Annotated in this window: 19 protein-coding genes; 14 read left to right on the forward strand and 5 right to left on the reverse strand. The window is 58.5% G+C overall.

The window, feature by feature from the left end; genetic code table 11:
• Positions 1 to 85 precede the first annotated feature (85 nt).
• Genes JFT86_RS13475 through JFT86_RS13485 form a run of 3 tightly spaced genes read right to left on the reverse strand, consistent with a single transcriptional unit; the run spans position 86 to position 3,673 of the window.
• Positions 86 to 670, reverse strand: a complete 585-nt coding sequence (locus JFT86_RS13475; protein WP_201237045.1) for a cob(I)yrinic acid a,c-diamide adenosyltransferase — start codon at positions 668 to 670, stop codon at positions 86 to 88.
• A 3-nt stretch (positions 671 to 673) separates the two neighbouring features.
• Positions 674 to 2,710: an ATP-binding protein gene (locus JFT86_RS13480; RefSeq protein WP_201237046.1), complete on the reverse strand. Its 2,037-nt coding sequence runs from the start codon at positions 2,708 to 2,710 to the stop codon at positions 674 to 676.
• A 45-nt stretch (positions 2,711 to 2,755) separates the two neighbouring features.
• Positions 2,756 to 3,673: a putative 2-dehydropantoate 2-reductase gene (locus tag JFT86_RS13485; RefSeq protein WP_201237047.1), complete on the reverse strand. Its 918-nt coding sequence runs from the start codon at positions 3,671 to 3,673 to the stop codon at positions 2,756 to 2,758.
• A 140-nt stretch (positions 3,674 to 3,813) separates the two neighbouring features.
• Between JFT86_RS13485 and JFT86_RS13490 the strand changes: the two genes are divergently transcribed.
• Positions 3,814 to 4,299, forward strand: coding sequence for a YajQ family cyclic di-GMP-binding protein (locus tag JFT86_RS13490; protein ID WP_008080210.1), 486 nt, complete (start codon positions 3,814 to 3,816; stop codon positions 4,297 to 4,299).
• Between the two features lie 186 nt (positions 4,300 to 4,485).
• Complete coding sequence (locus JFT86_RS13495) at positions 4,486 to 5,328, forward strand: mechanosensitive ion channel family protein (RefSeq protein WP_201237048.1); 843 nt, start codon at positions 4,486 to 4,488, stop codon at positions 5,326 to 5,328.
• A gap of 118 nt (positions 5,329 to 5,446) precedes the next feature.
• Here JFT86_RS13495 and JFT86_RS13500 read toward each other — a convergent pair whose 3' ends face one another.
• Complete coding sequence (locus JFT86_RS13500; RefSeq protein ID WP_201237049.1) at positions 5,447 to 6,811, reverse strand: OprD family porin; 1,365 nt, start codon at positions 6,809 to 6,811, stop codon at positions 5,447 to 5,449.
• Between the two features lie 896 nt (positions 6,812 to 7,707).
• On the opposite strand from JFT86_RS13500, the gene JFT86_RS13505 reads away from it, so the two are divergent.
• Both JFT86_RS13505 and JFT86_RS13510 read left to right on the forward strand, forming a co-directional pair.
• Positions 7,708 to 8,133, forward strand: coding sequence for an HIT domain-containing protein (locus tag JFT86_RS13505; RefSeq protein WP_201237050.1), 426 nt, complete (start codon positions 7,708 to 7,710; stop codon positions 8,131 to 8,133).
• Positions 8,134 to 8,136: 3 nt separating this feature from the next.
• Positions 8,137 to 8,343, forward strand: a complete 207-nt coding sequence (locus tag JFT86_RS13510; RefSeq protein ID WP_201237051.1) for a SlyX family protein — start codon at positions 8,137 to 8,139, stop codon at positions 8,341 to 8,343.
• A gap of 71 nt (positions 8,344 to 8,414) precedes the next feature.
• On the opposite strand, the gene JFT86_RS29320 is transcribed toward JFT86_RS13510, so the two are convergent.
• Complete coding sequence (locus tag JFT86_RS29320; protein WP_201237052.1) at positions 8,415 to 9,017, reverse strand: cold-shock protein; 603 nt, start codon at positions 9,015 to 9,017, stop codon at positions 8,415 to 8,417.
• Between the two features lie 312 nt (positions 9,018 to 9,329).
• On the opposite strand from JFT86_RS29320, the gene JFT86_RS13520 reads away from it, so the two are divergent.
• The 10 genes from JFT86_RS13520 to tolQ all read left to right on the forward strand — a co-directional run bounded on the left by JFT86_RS13520 (position 9,330) and on the right by tolQ (position 17,160).
• Positions 9,330 to 9,800, forward strand: coding sequence for a Dps family protein (locus tag JFT86_RS13520; RefSeq protein ID WP_007912745.1), 471 nt, complete (start codon positions 9,330 to 9,332; stop codon positions 9,798 to 9,800).
• 181 nt (positions 9,801 to 9,981) lie between these two features.
• Positions 9,982 to 10,320, forward strand: coding sequence for a ribbon-helix-helix domain-containing protein (locus JFT86_RS13525; protein WP_201237053.1), 339 nt, complete (start codon positions 9,982 to 9,984; stop codon positions 10,318 to 10,320).
• Positions 10,321 to 10,451: 131 nt separating this feature from the next.
• On the forward strand, positions 10,452 to 10,673 hold the full coding sequence (locus tag JFT86_RS13530; RefSeq protein ID WP_103303954.1) for a zinc ribbon domain-containing protein: 222 nt from the start codon (positions 10,452 to 10,454) through the stop codon (positions 10,671 to 10,673).
• Between the two features lie 99 nt (positions 10,674 to 10,772).
• Positions 10,773 to 12,548, forward strand: a complete 1,776-nt coding sequence (gene aspS / locus JFT86_RS13535; RefSeq protein ID WP_201237054.1) for an aspartate--tRNA ligase — start codon at positions 10,773 to 10,775, stop codon at positions 12,546 to 12,548.
• Between the two features lie 130 nt (positions 12,549 to 12,678).
• Positions 12,679 to 13,425: a YebC/PmpR family DNA-binding transcriptional regulator gene (locus JFT86_RS13540; RefSeq protein ID WP_007912738.1), complete on the forward strand. Its 747-nt coding sequence runs from the start codon at positions 12,679 to 12,681 to the stop codon at positions 13,423 to 13,425.
• A 140-nt stretch (positions 13,426 to 13,565) separates the two neighbouring features.
• Entirely contained in the window at positions 13,566 to 14,093 is a 528-nt protein-coding gene (gene ruvC, locus JFT86_RS13545) for a crossover junction endodeoxyribonuclease RuvC (protein WP_007962095.1), read from the forward strand.
• 116 nt (positions 14,094 to 14,209) lie between these two features.
• Positions 14,210 to 14,818: a Holliday junction branch migration protein RuvA gene (gene ruvA / locus JFT86_RS13550; protein WP_201237055.1), complete on the forward strand. Its 609-nt coding sequence runs from the start codon at positions 14,210 to 14,212 to the stop codon at positions 14,816 to 14,818.
• Positions 14,819 to 15,880: a Holliday junction branch migration DNA helicase RuvB gene (ruvB, locus tag JFT86_RS13555; protein WP_201237056.1), complete on the forward strand. Its 1,062-nt coding sequence runs from the start codon at positions 14,819 to 14,821 to the stop codon at positions 15,878 to 15,880.
• A 127-nt stretch (positions 15,881 to 16,007) separates the two neighbouring features.
• Positions 16,008 to 16,475: a tol-pal system-associated acyl-CoA thioesterase gene (gene ybgC, locus JFT86_RS13560; protein ID WP_077574280.1), complete on the forward strand. Its 468-nt coding sequence runs from the start codon at positions 16,008 to 16,010 to the stop codon at positions 16,473 to 16,475.
• On the forward strand, positions 16,465 to 17,160 hold the full coding sequence (gene tolQ / locus JFT86_RS13565) for a protein TolQ (protein ID WP_007912733.1): 696 nt from the start codon (positions 16,465 to 16,467) through the stop codon (positions 17,158 to 17,160). Before ybgC ends, tolQ begins: the two co-directional genes overlap by 11 nt.
• Positions 17,161 to 17,173: the final 13 nt, after the last annotated feature.

Here is a 17,173-nt window from a genome sequence, read left to right on the forward strand (position 1 = left end):
TCACTCCTACAGGGATCGAGTTTCTTCTGAAGGAATGCGGTCTCCTGTAGGAGTGAGCCTGCTCGCGATGGCGTCCTGACAAGCGCTACTGATCTGAAGGTTTTGCCGCCGGCTGCCAGAGAATCTCTGCCACCCCCTGCCGCCGCGCAATCAACCGCGCCGCCACAAATAACAAATCCGACAACCGATTGATGTAAGCCAGGCCGACCCCGGCCAACGGCTCAAGTGCGTTCAGATGCTGACAACGCCGCTCGGCACTTCTCGCCAGGCTGCGGCAGACGTGCGCCTGCGCAATCAACATCGAGCCACCGGGCAGAATGAAATTCTCCAGTGGCCCCAATTCTTCATTCCACACGTCAATCGCTGCTTCCAGTCGCTCGATTTCCGCCGCGTTCAACGCCTGATACGCCGGCATTGCCAGCTCGCCACCGAGGTCGAACAGCCGATGCTGACAAGGCGCGAGCACTTCGATCAATTCATTCAACCCGGGCGTTGCCTGACGCTCGGCAATCAACCCGGCCAGCAGCACGCCGACCTGACTGTTCAGCGTATCGACCTCACCAATCGCTTCGATGCGCGGGTGATCCTTGGGCACGCGGCGGCCATCGCCCAGGCCGGTTTCGCCCTTGTCGCCAGTGCGGGTGTAAATCTTCGACAGGCGAAAGCCCATGGTTTACCTCGTCAGTTGATTGGTTTCTGCGGCGATGGGTAGCGGCTGGGCCAGCGGCAGGCGCAAGGTGAAACACGTGCCTTGCCCGGGCGCCGACTGCACTTCCATCTGGCCTTTGTGATTGTTGGTGATGATGAAGTACGACACGGATAAACCAAGGCCCGTGCCCTGGCCGATTTCCTTGGTAGTGAAGAACGGCTCGAAAGTACGCTTGCGCACGTTCTCGCTCATGCCGATGCCGTTGTCCTCGACCTGAATTTCCGCCCACGGCGGATTGAGTCTGGTGCGCAGGATGATCCGCCCTGGCTCGCTGTCGTCTTCGCGTTGGTGAATCGCTTGCGCGGCGTTTTTCAGCAGGTTGAGCAGCACTTGCTCCAGCTCGTTGGCCGTGCCCGGCACCGGGCCGAGCGCCGGGTCGAACTGGCGGATGATCGCCTGACCCTTGAAGTCGAAACCGATGGCCAGATCGAAATCGTTGCCGGCGATTTCCACCGCTTGATCGATCAGTGCCGGCAGATCGCACGGGGCCATTTGGCGGGTGCTGCGGCGGCTGAAACTGAGCATGTGGGTGACGATCTTAGCCGCCCGGGCACCGGCCTGTTGAATGCCGTCGAGCAGTTGCGGGACTTCCCGCCCTTGCAGGTAACGATTGACCGTGTCCAGTTCAATGCCCAGTTGCTCGGCGGTTTCGAGGTTCTTTGGCAGATCCGCTGACAGGCGCCGGCGGATGTTTTGCACGTTGTGCAGGATCGCGCCCAGCGGATTGTTGATCTCGTGGGCCATGCCCGCAGCGAGCCCGCCGACCGAAAGCATTTTTTCCGACTGCACCATCATTTCTTCCAGCGACAGGCGCTGGGTGATGTCGTCGATACGGATCACCACGCCACGGCCGGCGCCGCCCATCAGCGGGTAAAAGGTCAGGGCGTAATGCTTCGGCTCATCGTCCTTGAACCAGGTAACCCGCTCGATTTTCGCCACGGTGTGTTGTTCGACGGTCTGCTTGAGTTGCGGCAGAAACGGCTTGAGCGGTTCGAAGGCGAGGAAGATCGGCTGGTTCAGCGCTTCGTCCAGCCGCGTACCGGAGAGGGCGCTGGCTTCCTGATTCCATTGCGTGACGTAGAGCTGCTCATCGAGCGCGATCAGCGCGGACGGCATCGAGTCGATGATGCTGTTGAGGTAGTTCTGGAAACCGGTGAGTTTCTTCTCGATCTTGCTGCGCACCTGAACTTCGAGTTCCAGCTTGCGATTGGTGTGGCGGGTTTCTTCGGCCAGCCCCTGCGCCTGATCGTAAGCGGCCTGGGAATCATCGCGGGCGCGTTTAAGTTGTTGTTCGCGGGCTTCGATGCGCGAGAGCATGGTGTTGAACGCTTCGGCGAGGCTGCCGATTTCATCATGGTTGCCGCGTGAGGCGCGCAGGGCGTAGTTCTCTTCGCGGGTGACCTGACGCGAGAGTTCTTCCAGCTCATGGATCGGCCGGGTGATCAGGCGTTTGATCTGCCGGGCAATCACCAGCCACAGCAGCACGCTGAAAATCAGGATACCGAGGCTCGCCGTCAGCGTGCCGGTGTAGAACGCCATCGGCAGTTCACTGCTGGCCACCAGCAGCAGATGGCCCGGCGCGGTGCCGGGGCGGGGCAGGGTGATCAACTGGTTACTGCGAAACTCGGTGAGTTGCCAGGCTTCGATATGGCGATAACGCTCCGGCAGGTTGAGTTTGTCGCCACGTTGCACTTGCGCCAGGCGTTCGCCCTTGCCGTCATACAACGCGGCGGCGCGCAACGGCGAATAGCTGTCGAGTTCCTTGAGCAGGCGTTCGGCGCTTTGCGGCGATTGCAGCGCTTCACTGACCAGGCTCGGGTTGGAGATCAACCGGCCAATGGTCTGCAAGGCCTGCGGGGCCATGCTTTCCTGGGAGATGTAATAGGCGGCGCTGATAAAAGTCAGGTTGGCGACCAGCAACACAGTGGTCAACAGCACCAACAGGGCGGCCAACAGTTTCTGGCCGACCGGCAGGTTTTCGAGGCGCTGGCGCAATGGCATCAGGGTTATCGCAGCAAAGGAACAAGTGGCCAGCGTAGCCGCTGCTCAGTCGCTGGGCAATCCAAGGCTTTCGAGATGGGCGACCAGACGCTGCTGCAATTGACTGAGGTGCGGCAGGTTCAGTTGATGGCGTGCAGCGACTTTGCAGGCGTGGCCCAATAGATAGCTGATTTCGGTGCGGCGCTGGTTGGCCACGTCCTGATACATCGACGAGTAATTGGCAGCGGTCGCCTGAATCACCCGTTCGACTTCCTGTTGCAGATTGTCCGCCGCTGCCGGTTGGCCACAGCGCTGCAGCAATTCGGCCAGCTCGGCGCACAGTGTGGCGACTTCGCAGTGATGCTCCAGCAATCCGCCGTTTCGGCAGCCATGCAACACGGTCAACGGATTGATCGCGCAGTTGAGCGCCAGTTTGCGCCACAGCCGCGTGAGGATGTCGGCGCTCCATTCATGGGGGATTTTCGCCGCCTGCAGATCGTCCAGCCAGATTGGCGCCACCGGATGCGCGGCATCGCCCAGCCAGGTGAAACCGTGGCCGGCGAACACCACGCGCCAGTCACCGTCGCGGAACGCACCCTCGGTGCTGGACGCGCTGATACAGCGCGCCTGCGGCACTATTGCGGCGACGGCATCCTGACTGCCGAGGCCGTTTTGCAACAGGATCAGTTCGGCATCGGGTGCCAGGCGCGGGGCGAGGAGGGCGACCGCACTTTCAGCGTCGTAGGCTTTGCAAGCCACCAGCAGGCGACGGATCGGTTCGGGGCTGTCCGGGGTTTCGCCGGGAACTGCATAGGTATTCGCTTGTCCCTGTTCCACGAGCGTCAAACCACCCGCGGCGTTGTAGCTTTGCAAACGCGCGGCGTCGCGCACGATCAGCCTGACCGGCACACCGGCCCGGGCCAGCCGTGTAGCCCACAGTGTGCCGAGGCTGCCGGCGCCGAGAACATGCCAGGGGGTAGACATCAGTTTTTTGCTCGATTGGTTGCAGGCATGTGCGGCTCGCCGTGTCGACAGGAAAAGACCCGTTATAATGAGCCCGATTTTAACCGCAAGCCAAGCGCGCTCCATCCACATCGAGCGCGCCTTTTTATTGGAGAGATTACATGCCGTCGTTCGACGTGGTATCCGAACTGGACAAACACGAACTCACCAACGCGGTCGAGAACGCCGTGAAGGAACTCGATCGTCGTTATGACCTGAAAGGCAAAGGCAGCTTCGAGTTCAAGGAAAAGGACCTCACAGTCAGCCTGACCGCTGAAGCCGGGTTCCAGCTGGAAGCGATGATCGAAATCCTCAAGCTGGCGCTGGTAAAGCGCAAGATCGACGTGCAGTGCCTTGAGGTCAAGGACGCTTACGCTTCGGGCAAGCTGATGAAGCAGGACGCCATCCTCAAGGAAGGTATCGACAAAGAGCTGGCGAAGAAAATCGTCGGCCACATCAAGGACGCCAAACTCAAGGTACAAGCCGCCATTCAGGGCGAGCAGGTACGTGTAACCGGCAAGAAGCGTGACGATCTGCAAGAAGCCATCGCCGCCCTGCGTGCGAAGGAATTCGGCATGCCGCTGCAGTTCAACAACTTCCGCGACTAAGCACACGCATCGTTACCCTGTGGGAGGGGGCTTGCTCCCGAAAGCGCTGCCTCAATCAGGCCAATTGCTGAATGACACAACGCTTTCGGGAGCAAACCCCCTCCCACATTGCATTTATGCACAACCCGGCGGTTTTCTGCCGTTCATCTTTCGCGTGCCGAATGGCCGGAAATCAGGAGTTAGAACATGGATTTGAATGCTGAGGTAGACAACCTGGTCAAGGCATCCCAGGCGTGGATCCCGATGATCATGGAATACGGCAGCCGTGTGCTGCTGGCAGTGATCACTCTGGCCATCGGCTGGTGGCTGATCAACAAGGTCACGCAAAAGCTTGGCGGTCTGCTGGCTCTGCGTAACGCTGACCTGGCGCTGCAAGGTTTCATCAGCAGCTTGGCCAACATCATTCTCAAGGTGCTGTTGATCGTCAGCGTCGCCTCGATGATCGGTGTTGAAACCACCTCGTTCGTTGCCGCGATCGGTGCTGCCGGTCTGGCCATCGGCTTGGCGTTGCAGGGCAGCCTGGCGAATTTCGCCGGCGGCGTGCTGATTCTGCTGTTCCGTCCTTTCCGTATCGGTGACTGGATCGAGGCGCAAGGTGTGTCGGGTACGGTCGACAGCATCCAGATTTTCCACACCGTGCTGCGTACCGGCGACAACAAGACCATCATCGTGCCAAACGGCAACCTGTCGAACGGCATCATCACCAACACCAACCGTCAGCCAACCCGCAAGGTTGTCTTCGATGTGGGCGTGGATTACGAAGCCGATCTGCAAAAGGCCCGTCAGGTGCTGCTGGATCTGGCCAAGGATGACCGTGTTCTGCAGGATCCGGCGCCACAAGCGGTGATTTCTACCCTGGGTGACAGTTCGATCACTGTTTCCCTGCGTGTGTGGGTTAAAACCGCAGACTATTGGGATGTGATGTTCATGTTTAACGAACAGTCGCGTGATCGTTTAAAGACTGCCGGCATTGATATTCCTTTTCCGCAGCGTGTTATTCGCATGGTTCAGGAGTCGGCAGTAAAATGATAGGTTGCTAATTAATTGCCTGACTTGTTGGTCAGACAATTACTGCAAGTGACAGACAATAAAAAAGGCCCATCGCAAGATGGGCCTTTTTTTATGCTTCCAAACTAACCACTGGCAATTACAAGATGTTCAGTGGGTATTCGGTGATCAGACGGAACTCTTTAACGTCGCCTTCGCCTTGGTCAGCGTTGGCAGTGTGCCAGGCTTGACGAATGCGGAAGGACAGGTCTTTAGCCGGGCCAGACTGAACAACGTATTTGGCTTCAAAGTTGGTTTCGTGGTGTTTACCGTCTTCACCGTACAGCGGTGCGCCGGTGTTGGTGCGGTATTGGCTGTTTGCAGCCAGACCGGTACCGTCGATGTCCCAACCTTTAACGTAACGAACCATGAAGCTCAGGCCTGGAACGCCGTACTCAGCCATTTTCAGGTCGTAACGGGCTTGAACCGATTTCTCGCCAGGACCGTTGAAGTCAGAGTACTGGATGGAGTTGGCGAGGAAGATCGAGTCGCCACCACGGTTGTTTTTACCCACACCGACGTAGTCGAACGGGGTGTCGCCGTTGACCTTCTGGAAGGCCAGGGTGAAGGTGTGTGCTTTCAGGAACGACAGCGCAGTTGCCAGGGAGAAGGCAGTGTTGCTGATGTCACCCGCCAGCTTGTCACCGGTGTCGGTGGTGCGGTAGATGTTGAAGTCAGTGTTCAGCGAAGTGTCACCACCGAATGGGGTGGTGAGGTTCACGTTGGCGTAGTACTGGTTCCAGATGTCTTCCAGTTTGGCGCCGTAGAGCGATGCGCTCAGGTTTTCGGTGATGGCATATTTGCCGCCGAAATAGTCGATCGAGTCAGCTTCTACGCCAGCGTAATTCGCGTACAGACCGCCGTTGCGGGCGTTCTTGTCCTGGCTGGTCGCCGAGTAGAAGTGACCGGCTTCGAGGTCAAGATCTTTGACTTCGCTGCTCTGCAGCTGGAAGCCGCTGGCAGTTTGCGGAATGATACGGGAGCCGCCGACAGCGAACACTGGAGCAGTGCTTGGCTGCTGGTCGCCGACTTTCAGCTCGGTTTTGGAAACGCGGAATTTGATGGCAGCGCCGGCTTTACCTTGGCTGTCATCGACATCGCGAGAACCATTCAGAGGATCAACGTGGTTGCTGCGGCTCATGTTGCCCGAACCGGAAGTACCGTCACCGCCGTCCAGTTTGAGAGCCAGGTAACCGAAAGCGTCGATACCTACGCCGACAGTACCTTGAGTGTAACCGGAGGTGAAGTTACCCAGGAAACCTTGGGTCCAGTCTTTCTGGTCAGCGCCACCGTTCTTGTTGTCGCGGTTGAAGTAGTAGTTCTTCAACGTCTCGGTGAGTTTCGCGTCTTCAACAAAGCCTTTGGCTTCAGACTGATCACTTACAAACGGGGCGGCCGTAGCCAACTGAGTACTGGCTGCTGCTGCAACTGCCAGTGCGATCATGCTCCACTTCATCACGCGCATCGTGATTTGCTCCTTTGGTTTTAGAAGAGTACTGCCGTCCCACCTGGTTTATTATCTGGGCGGCTCTTTCTTTTTGTGTCGGCGCAAACTTATATCACGCCGACAATGTTGGCGATACTTGCTATTCCAACCTTTCAGCTTCTTTACGACGGTGTCGCAAATGGCGTGGTGGATGTCGCAAATTCACAGTACCGACGCAGCCGGACTGACAACTTTCTCGCTGTTTCTGGGCCTTTTTGCATCGGTAAAAAAGAGTCCCTGGCAAAACACTTGAATCTCCATCGGGCAACCCTGCCACTGTTTTTTTTGGGCTTGAGGCATCCACTTCCCGTGGTGCGCTTATAGCCCATATGTGTACGAATGCAACAAGCGTGCACAAACCGCATTTCTGTTGCGGTTATTTTTTCGAACGCCTGCCTGTGCCTGTAAAAACCTCATAAATACTGGGCGCCAAGCCGCTTTTTATCAGGGCTTGACGCGATTCTTCCTATGGTGTTGCTGCGCCGTGACGTGCGCGCGACAACCAAAAACGTTACCGGTTCACCCCGCCAGTGAGTATTCGGCGGATGCCCGACGCAGTGAGCGTAGACGCACTGTGCGGTTTTGGTGCAAAAAAATTTACAGCTGTTGGGTATTCGTACAGTTCAGGCGTGGGCTCAGCTCGAACGCAGTCGGGGCTTATGGTCATTTCTTTGCGTTTTTGGTCGATGCCGGTTCCGTCGTGGTGCGTTGTGCTGGTAAATGTCACATGTCGGGGCGCCAGGGCAACGCTAAGACCACACTGTCGCCGTGAAGCTCTGTCCATTCGCAGGTATGCTGCCGCTCTGTCGCTTGGTGCGCCGTCCATAGGGAGGGCCGCTAAGCTGAATTATGTAGATCAGCCGGGAGTGCGCGCAGTGTTTGCTTTAGATTCACGACTTCAACAGGACACGCTGGCAATCGGTGACTTCCCGCTCTGCCGCCTGCTGCTGTCCAACGACGCCAACTACCCATGGTTCATCCTGGTGCCTCGTCGCGACGATATCAGCGAGTTGTTTCAGTTGGATGTCGCCGACCAGCAACAGCTATGGCTGGAAACCACCGCACTGGCCGAGTTGCTCAAGGACTTGTTCGATGCCGACAAAATGAATGTCGCGACCCTGGGTAACGTGGTCAGCCAGATGCACATGCATGTGATCGTTCGTAAGCGTGACGATGCTGCCTGGCCGGCGCCGGTCTGGGGCAAGCATCCGGCAAAGCCTTATAGCAGCGAGCAGGTGGCGGCCATCCGCGCGCGGCTGCGTGTGGTACTGACCGAAGATTTCACTTTTGCGGAGGCCTGAGTCATGAGCCTGGAACAACGCGTCAACGAACTGGAAAGCCGTCTGGCGTTTCAGGATGACACCATTCAAGCGTTGAACGACGTGCTGGTGGCGCAGCAGCGAGTGGTCGAGCGCCTGCAATTGCAGATGGCTGCGTTGCTCAAGCGTCAGGAAGAAATGGTCGGGCAGTTCGGATCCTTCGAAGAAGATGCGCCGCCGCCGCACTATTGAGGCGAGCGCTTTTTGCCGGGCGAAAAAAAACCGCGATCAGCACGCTGCTCGCGGTTTTTTTATGCCTTGGATCAGCGACGCGGCAGAGCGGCGATCACGTCCTCGGCTTGCAGGCCTTTGTCCCGGTTCATTACCGAGAACTCCACGCGCTGGCCTTCAACCAGAACGCGGTGGCCTTCGCCACGGATTGCACGGAAGTGCACGAAAATATCATCGCCGGAGTCCCGGGAGATAAAGCCGAAGCCTTTGGAGGTGTTGAACCACTTGACGGTGCCGGTATCGCGGTTGGTCATGTCGTAGTTGGTTGGCGCGGCAGCCGGTGAAGATCTATAGAAGCTGACGGCCAGGTGTACGACCACGGCAACCAGTGCAATCACCAGGCTGAACAGCACGGCTGGCTGGCCGGCGATGACGGGCATCGGCGCGATCAGGGTGAGGGTTTGCAGGACGACAGTCAGCACCAGAAGAGCGCTGGCCAGATTTTGCAGATGCTGGCGTGGGCCTTTGTTCCAGTAAGGAATCACGGGAGCAATGACCAGGTTCAGCAGGCCGAAGAAGGCCAGGTAAAGTGCATCAGGTTGTTGCAGGTAGGGAACAGCTTCGGATTTCAAGCTGGGTATGAACGACAGCAGCAAGGCCGCTGCGCCCATTAGCAGGTGGACGATTTTCAACATTTTGATTGGCTCACGTTATGACGGCTCACAAGGAAGAGCTGAAGGCGCACGGTTCGCTTCGGAACAAAATAAGAGGCGGTAGGCACGTACACGGCATCAGCCTATGCGCAACACCCCGGAAAATGGGGCATGGCGACACACTGCCTATTTAACAGCAAAGCCTGCGGCTACTCAAATCAGCCCGGCCAGCGGCAAGGCGACCGGTCGATTTGTCGCAGGCTGTACACCGATTCGAGGCTGCGGGGTGTCGACAGCCTTGCTAGAGTGGGTCTGCACCTGTTGGATGAATTCAATCGCCGTTAGGGGGTAAGCATGGCAATCGATATCGGTATCAGTGAAGAGGATCGCAAGTCCATCGTCGAAGGGCTGTCGCGTCTGCTGTCGGACACCTACGTGCTGTATCTGAAAACCCATAACTTCCACTGGAACGTCACCGGCCCGATGTTCCGAACGCTGCACTTGATGTTCGAAGAGCAATACAACGAGTTGGCGCTGGCCGTGGATTTGATCGCCGAGCGCATTCGCGCGCTGGGTTTTCCGGCGCCGGGCGCCTATGCCACGTACGCACGTCTTTCTTCGATCAAGGAGGAGGTCGGTGTGCCGAGTGCCGAGGACATGATCAAACAGCTGGTCGATGGTCAGGAAGCCGTGACCCGTACCGCGCGCGGTATCTTCCCGCTGCTCGACAAGGTCAGCGATGAACCGACGGCTGACTTGCTGACCCAGCGCATGCAGGTCCACGAGAAAACCGCGTGGATGTTGCGCGCCTTGCTGGAAGCCTGACCCCGGCGCGCGGGCATGCCTGAGGGCTGCCCGCGCTGTCCGGAATCTTACCTCTGTCGTCGGCTTATCCTACGGTGATGGTCAATAAGTCATCTGGATATAACTTTGTGTCTGCGTTTTGATGAAGTCACAGGATGTGGCTTTTGCACACAAGTAGAGATGACAAAGGAGTGTCACCGATATGGTAGAGGGAGACAGGCGAGGCGAGAGGATCGTCGGCTTGCCGCATGAGCTGAAATTCGATCCGTTCGCCAATGAATTCGACATGTCACTGATTCAGCCGTTGTCGCGATCCGTGCGTTTGAACGGCTACGCGACATGCCTGCGGCTGGAGCAGATTTACTGGAACATCCTCGGCAATATGGCCGCAGACAATTGCTGTTCGATCAGTTCGCTGTTGTCCCACGTCGACCGTGAGGTGCATTTGCGTCACGGCGGGGTGAAAAATTTCAGCGCGCTGGTGCGAGTGGTGTGCGTGATGAACGGGGTCAGGCAAGCCAGATCGGCGAAACCCGCCTGAAACAGCGGTTGCAAAGGAGGTGGCGGCCTGTGCAGTCTTACGGCTGCACAGGCCGCATTTAATGGATATAATCCCGCTCTTTCGCCGCAAAGCCCTGCGCGCGGTGGCAATCTGATCGCCGAGACACCCCCATGCCGATGTACGATTACCAATGCGCTTCCTGTGGTCATCAGTTGGAAGCCATTCAAAAGATCAGCGAGGCTCCGCTGGTCGACTGCCCTGCCTGCCAGGCGCCAGAGCTCAAGAAACAGCTGTCCATGCCGGGCTTTCGCCTCAGCGGCAGCGGTTGGTACGAAACCGATTTCAAGACCGGAACCAAGAAGAACCTGGCCGGTGGCGACAAAGCTGACTAGGGTTCAAACCCAGATTGAACGACACGCGTGAGTTTCCGGGCCGCTTCAGTGCGCCGGGATCTCCACCGAATATCGAATGACGAGAAGCGAACCATTATCATGATGCGCAGCCACTATTGCGGCCAACTGAACGAAAGCCTGGAAGGCCAGGAAATTACCCTTTGCGGATGGGTTCACCGTCGCCGCGACCACGGCGGGGTGATTTTCCTCGATATCCGTGATCGTGACGGTCTGGCCCAGGTGGTGTTCGATCCGGATCGCGCCGAGAGCTTCGCCGCCGCCGATCGCGTGCGCAGCGAATACGTGGTGAAGATCACCGGCAAGGTCCGTCTGCGTCCGGCCGGTGCCACCAACGCCAACATGGCGTCGGGCATGATCGAAGTGCTGGGCTACGAACTGGAAGTGCTGAACGAGTCGGAAACCCCGCCGTTCCCACTGAACGAGTTCTCCGACGTGGGCGAAGAAACCCGCCTGCGCTACCGCTTCCTCGACCTGCGTCGTCCGGAAATGGCCGAGAAGCTGCGTCTGCGTTCGCGCATGACCACCAGCATCCGTCGCTTCCTCGACGAGAATGGCTTCCTCGACGTCGAAACGCCGATCCTCACCCGTGCGACTCCGGAAGGCGCTCGTGACTATCTGGTGCCAAGCCGTACCCACGCCGGTTCGTTCTTTGCGCTGCCGCAATCGCCACAGCTGTTCAAGCAACTGCTGATGGTTGCTGGCTTCGACCGTTACTATCAGATCGCCAAGTGCTTCCGTGACGAAGACCTGCGTGCCGACCGTCAGCCAGAATTCACCCAGATCGACATCGAAACCAGCTTCCTCGATGAAAAAGACATCATGGGTCTGACCGAACAAATGATCCGCAACCTGTTCAAGGAAGTGCTGGATCTGGAATTCGGCGAATTCCCGCACATGACCTTCGAAGAGGCCATGCGCCGCTACGGTTCCGACAAGCCAGACCTGCGTATTCCGCTGGAACTGGTCGACGTTGCCGATCAGCTCAAGGAAGTTGAATTCAAGGTCTTCAGTGGCCCGGCCAACGATCCGAAATGCCGTATCGCCGCACTGCGCGTTCCTGGCGGCGCGAGCATGCCGCGCAAGCAGATCGACGACTACACCAAGTTCGTCGGCATCTACGGTGCCAAGGGCTTGGCGTACATCAAGGTCAACGAGCGTGCTGCCGGTGTTGACGGTCTGCAATCGCCGATCGTGAAAAACATCCCGGAAGACAAGCTGAACGTGATCCTTGATCGCGTCGGCGCAGTCGATGGCGACATCGTGTTCTTCGGTGCCGACAAGGCCAAGATCGTCAGCGAAGCCCTGGGCGCGCTGCGTATCAAGCTCGGTCACGACCTGAACCTGCTGACCTGCAAGTGGGCGCCAATGTGGGTCGTCGATTTCCCGATGTTCGAAGAGAACGACGACGGCAGCTTCTCCGCGCTGCACCACCCGTTCACCGCACCGAAATGCTCGCCGGAAGAGCTGGAAGCCAACCCGGCCGGCGCGCTTTCCCGTGCATACGACATGGTGCTGAACGGTACTGAGTTGGGTGGCGGTTCGATCCGTATTCACCGCAAGGAAATGCAGCAAGCGGTATTCCGCCTGTTGGGTATCAACGAAGCGGAACAGGAAGAGAAATTCGGCTTCCTGCTCGATGCGCTGAAGTACGGTGCACCGCCGCACGGTGGTCTGGCCTTCGGTCTGGACCGTCTGGTGATGCTGATGACCGGCGCCCAGTCGATCCGTGAAGTGATCGCCTTCCCGAAAACCCAGAGCGCTGCCGACGTCATGACGCAAGCACCGGGTGTGGTGGATGCCAAGGCGCTGCGCGAGCTGCACATTCGTTTGCGCGAAACGCCAAAGGCTGAGTAAGACGGGCCTGAAGGCGCATCTTCGGATGCGCCTTTTTTCTTTCTATAGAGATCAGGTCGAGATTTTTTGTTTGCCGGCCGGCGCGGTTTTGCGCGGCGGGCAACGTTTCAAAGAGAATTCGGAGCGAGTTATGGCAGGTCATTCCAAGTGGGCGAACATCAAGCACCGCAAAGAACGTCAGGATGCCAAGAGAGGCAAGATCTTCACCAAGTGGATCCGTGAACTGACCGTTGCGGCCCGTCAGGGCGGTGGCGATCCGGGTTCCAACCCGCGTCTGCGTCTGGCCCTGGACAAGGCGTTGAGCGCGAACATGAGTCGCGACATCATCGACCGCGCCGTTGCGCGTGGCGCGGGTGCGACCGAAGCGGACAACGTTGAAGAACTGACCTACGAAGGCTACGGCCCGGGTGGCGTGGCGGTGATGGTCGAGTGCATGACCGACAACCGCAACCGTACCGCCGCCGCCGTGCGCCATGCGTTCAGCAAGTGTGGCGGCAACCTCGGCACCGACGGTTCTGTTGCGTACCTGTTCGAGCGCAAGGGCCAGATCAGCTTCGCGCCGGGCGTCGATGAAGACGCACTGACAGAAGCGGCGCTGGAAGCCGATGCCGATGACGTGGTCAGCCACGAAGACGGCTCGATTGATGTGTTTACCTCGTTCACCAGCTTCTACGCCGTGCGTAACGCGCTGGAAGCCGCTGGTTTCAAGGGTGATGACGCCGAAATCGTCATGCAGCCGACCACCAGCGCCGAACTGGATCTGGAAGGTGCGGAGAAGGTGCTCAAGCTGATCGACATGCTTGAAGACCTGGATGACGTGCAGAACGTGTATTCGAACGCGGATATTCCGGAAGACGTGGCCGCTCAGCTCGGTTAAGAGCGACTACGATTCAATGTGGGAGCTGGCTTGCCAGCGATGGCGTCGGCACATCAGAAATTGATGGCGCCTGACACTCCGTCATCGCTGGCAAGCCAGCTCCCACATTTGTTTTTGTGTTTTTTCGAACCAGCAGGCTTATGACTTTAATTCTTGGTATCGACCCCGGTTCGCGTATCACCGGTTACGGCATTGTTCGCGATACCGGACGTGGCGGCTGCATTTACGTGGCTTCGGGTTGTATTCGCACCGGCGCCGGCGAGCTGCACGAGCGTCTGCAAATCGTCTATCGCGGCGTGCGTGAAATCATTCAGACCTACGGCCCCGTGACCATGGGCATCGAAAAAGTGTTCATGGCGAAAAACGCCGATTCGGCACTCAAGCTCGGACAGGCCCGTGGCGCTGCCATTGTCGCTGGTGCCGAAGAGTGTCTGGAAATCGCCGAATACACCGCGACGCAGGTCAAACAGGCGGTGGTGGGTACCGGTGCGGCGAACAAAGAGCAGGTGCAGATGATGGTCATGCACATGCTCAAGCTGACCAGCAAACCGCAAATCGATGCCTCCGATGCCCTGGCCATTGCCATTTGTCACGCCCATACCCGCTCCAGTCTGCTGCCGCACGGCTTGGGAACGGCACGCAGTCGTGGCGGGCGCCTGCGTCTCTGATAGCATCAGCAATCAAATTTTCCGGAATGCGGGTTGCATGCCTGGGTCGTCGGCCTGCAACTCGCCTTCCGTCAGTCGCCAGCCCCACGGCTGGCCAACGCTCAAGGATCTGAAACGTGATTGGACGCTTGCGCGGCACCCTGGCTGAAAAACAGCCGCCGCACCTGATTCTGGATGTAAACGGCCTCGGGTATGAGCTGGAAGTGCCCATGACCACCCTTTATCGGCTGCCGTCGGTCGGTGAACCGCTGACCCTGCATACCCACTTGGTCGTACGCGAAGACGCGCAGTTACTCTATGGTTTTGCCGGCAAGCGTGAGCGAGACTTTTTTCGCGAGTTGATCCGTCTTAATGGTGTCGGGCCGAAACTGGCGCTGGCATTGATGTCGAGCCTGGAAGTCGACGAGCTGGTCCGCTGCGTGCAATCCCAGGACACCTCGGCGCTGACCAAGGTGCCAGGTGTGGGCAAGAAAACCGCCGAGCGTCTGCTGGTTGAACTCAAGGATCGCTTCAAAGCCTGGGAAACCTCGCCGGCCATGTTTGCCCTGGTGCCGAATCAGCCAGACGGCCCGGCGCCGGTCAACACCGCCGAGAACGATGCGGTCAGCGCGCTGATTTCCCTGGGCTACAAGCCGCAGGAAGCGAGCAAGGCGATTACCGCCATCAAGGACAAGAGTTTGAGCAGTGAAGACCTGATCCGCCGCGCCCTGAAGGGAATGATTTAAGTGATTGAAGCTGATCGTCTGATCACCGCCGCGCACAGCCCGCGCGAGCGCGAAGAAGTCCAGGACCGCGCCATTCGTCCGGTCAGCCTGGCCGACTATATCGGCCAGCCAACCGTGCGCGAGCAGATGGAGTTGTTCATCCAGGCTGCCCGTGGCCGCAGTGAATCCCTCGATCACACGCTGATCTTCGGCCCGCCGGGTCTGGGTAAGACCACGCTGGCCAACATCATTGCCCAGGAAATGGGGGTGTCGATCAAGAGCACCTCGGGGCCGGTGCTGGAACGGCCGGGTGATCTCGCAGCCTTGTTGACCAATCTTGAGCCGCACGACGTGTTGTTCATCGATGAAATTCATCGCCTGTCGCCGATCGTGGAAGAAGTGCTGTACCCGGCGATGGAAGACTTCCAGCTCGACATCATGATCGGCGAGGGCCCTGCCGCGCGTTCGATCAAACTCGATCTGCCGCCATTCACCCTGGTTGGTGCAACCACCCGCGCCGGCATGCTGACCAACCCGTTGCGTGACCGCTTCGGTATCGTCCAGCGTCTTGAGTTCTACAGCACAGCGGATCTGGCAACGATTGTCGGTCGTTCGGCGAACATCCTCGGTCTGCCGCTGGATCCGGAGGGCGCTTTTGAAATTGCTCGTCGCGCCCGTGGTACACCGCGAATTGCCAACCGTCTGCTGCGTCGGGTGCGGGACTTTGCCGAGGTGCGCGCCAAGGGGCACATCACCAAGTCGGTGGCCGATCTGGCGCTGAACCTGCTGGATGTCGACGAGCACGGTTTCGATCACCAGGACCGGCGTCTGCTGCTGACCATGATCGAGAAGTTCGATGGCGGTCCGGTCGGGATCGACAGCCTCGCGGCGGCGATCAGCGAAGAACGCCACACCATTGAAGATGTGCTCGAGCCGTACCTGATTCAACAGGGCTACATCATGCGTACGCCACGGGGCAGGGTGGTGACGCGGCATGCGTATCTGCATTTCGGTTTAAACATTCCGTCACGAATGGGTGAAATGCCCGTGGCAGACGAGTTTCTCGATGCCGTGGACGATTAATACACATTTGTTGTCGATTTATTCAGGGTTTGTACTGTCTGAGAACGGTACTTTTGCGATAAAGCCTTTGAACAATGAAAAACAGTTGCCTCGCCGGATTGGCAACCTGAGGAGTAAGCACTAGAGTATGCGCGCGCAAAACGGGCTTGAGCCGTTCGCACATCGTTGTCGCGTTTATTACGAGGACACCGATGCGGGCGGCATCGTGTATTACGTTAATTACCTCAAGTTTATGGAACGGGCTCGAACCGAGCGGCTCCGCGAGCTGGGCTTTGCCCAATCGCAGCTGGCCGGGGAGGATCTGTTGTTTGTCGTGCACTCCAGCGAAGCGCGCTACCACGCGCCGGCGCGACTGGACGACGAACTGCTGGTAAGCGCTGATGTAATCGAATTGAACCGTGCCAGCCTGCGCTTCAAACAGCAGGTCAGGCGGGCGACGGATAATGTGCTGCTCTGTGAAGGGCAGTTTTTGGTGGCCTGTGTGCGCACTAACAGTTTGAAACCCCGGGCCCTTCCCGAAGACTTGCGTGCGGCCTTCGCCGACGCGGTCGGCCCGGGTACACACTCAAAGCAGGAGATAAAGCGTGGAAGCTAACGTCGTCGACCATTCCTCCATGTGGAGCCTGGTCAGCAATGCCAGCATCGTGGTGCAGTTGGTAATGTTGACTCTGGTGGCCGCATCGGTGACCTCATGGATCATGATCTTTCAGCGCAGCAACCTGCTGCGTGCCGGTCGACGTGCCCTGGAGAGCTTCGAGGAGCGCTTCTGGTCGGGTATCGACCTGTCCAAACTGTACCGTCAGGCCGGCAGCAACCCTGATCCGGATTCGGGCGTCGAGCAGATCTTCCGCGCCGGTTTCAAAGAGTTCTCCCGTCTGCGTCAGCAGCCAGGTGTCGATCCTGAAGCCGTGATGGAAGGTGTGGCCCGTGCCATGCGCGTCGCCATCTCCCGTGAAGAAGAGAAACTGGAGCAGAGCCTGCCGTTTCTCGCCACCGTCGGTTCGGTCAGCCCGTACATCGGTCTGTTCGGTACCGTGTGGGGCATCATGAACTCCTTCCGCGGCCTGGCCAGCGCCCAGCAAGCGACCCTGGCCACCGTGGCCCCGGGTATCGCCGAAGCACTGATCGCCACCGCGATCGGCCTGTTCGCGGCAATCCCTGCGGTAATCGCTTACAACCGTTTCTCTGCCCGCAGCGAAACCTTGCTGAGCCGCTACTACACCTTCGCCGATGAATTCCAGGCGATCCTGCACCGCAAAGTGCACACCAGCGAAGAATAAGCAGGTAATTTCC

The sequence above is a fragment of the Pseudomonas sp. TH06 genome (assembly GCF_016651305.1).
GTDB lineage: Bacteria > Pseudomonadota > Gammaproteobacteria > Pseudomonadales > Pseudomonadaceae > Aquipseudomonas.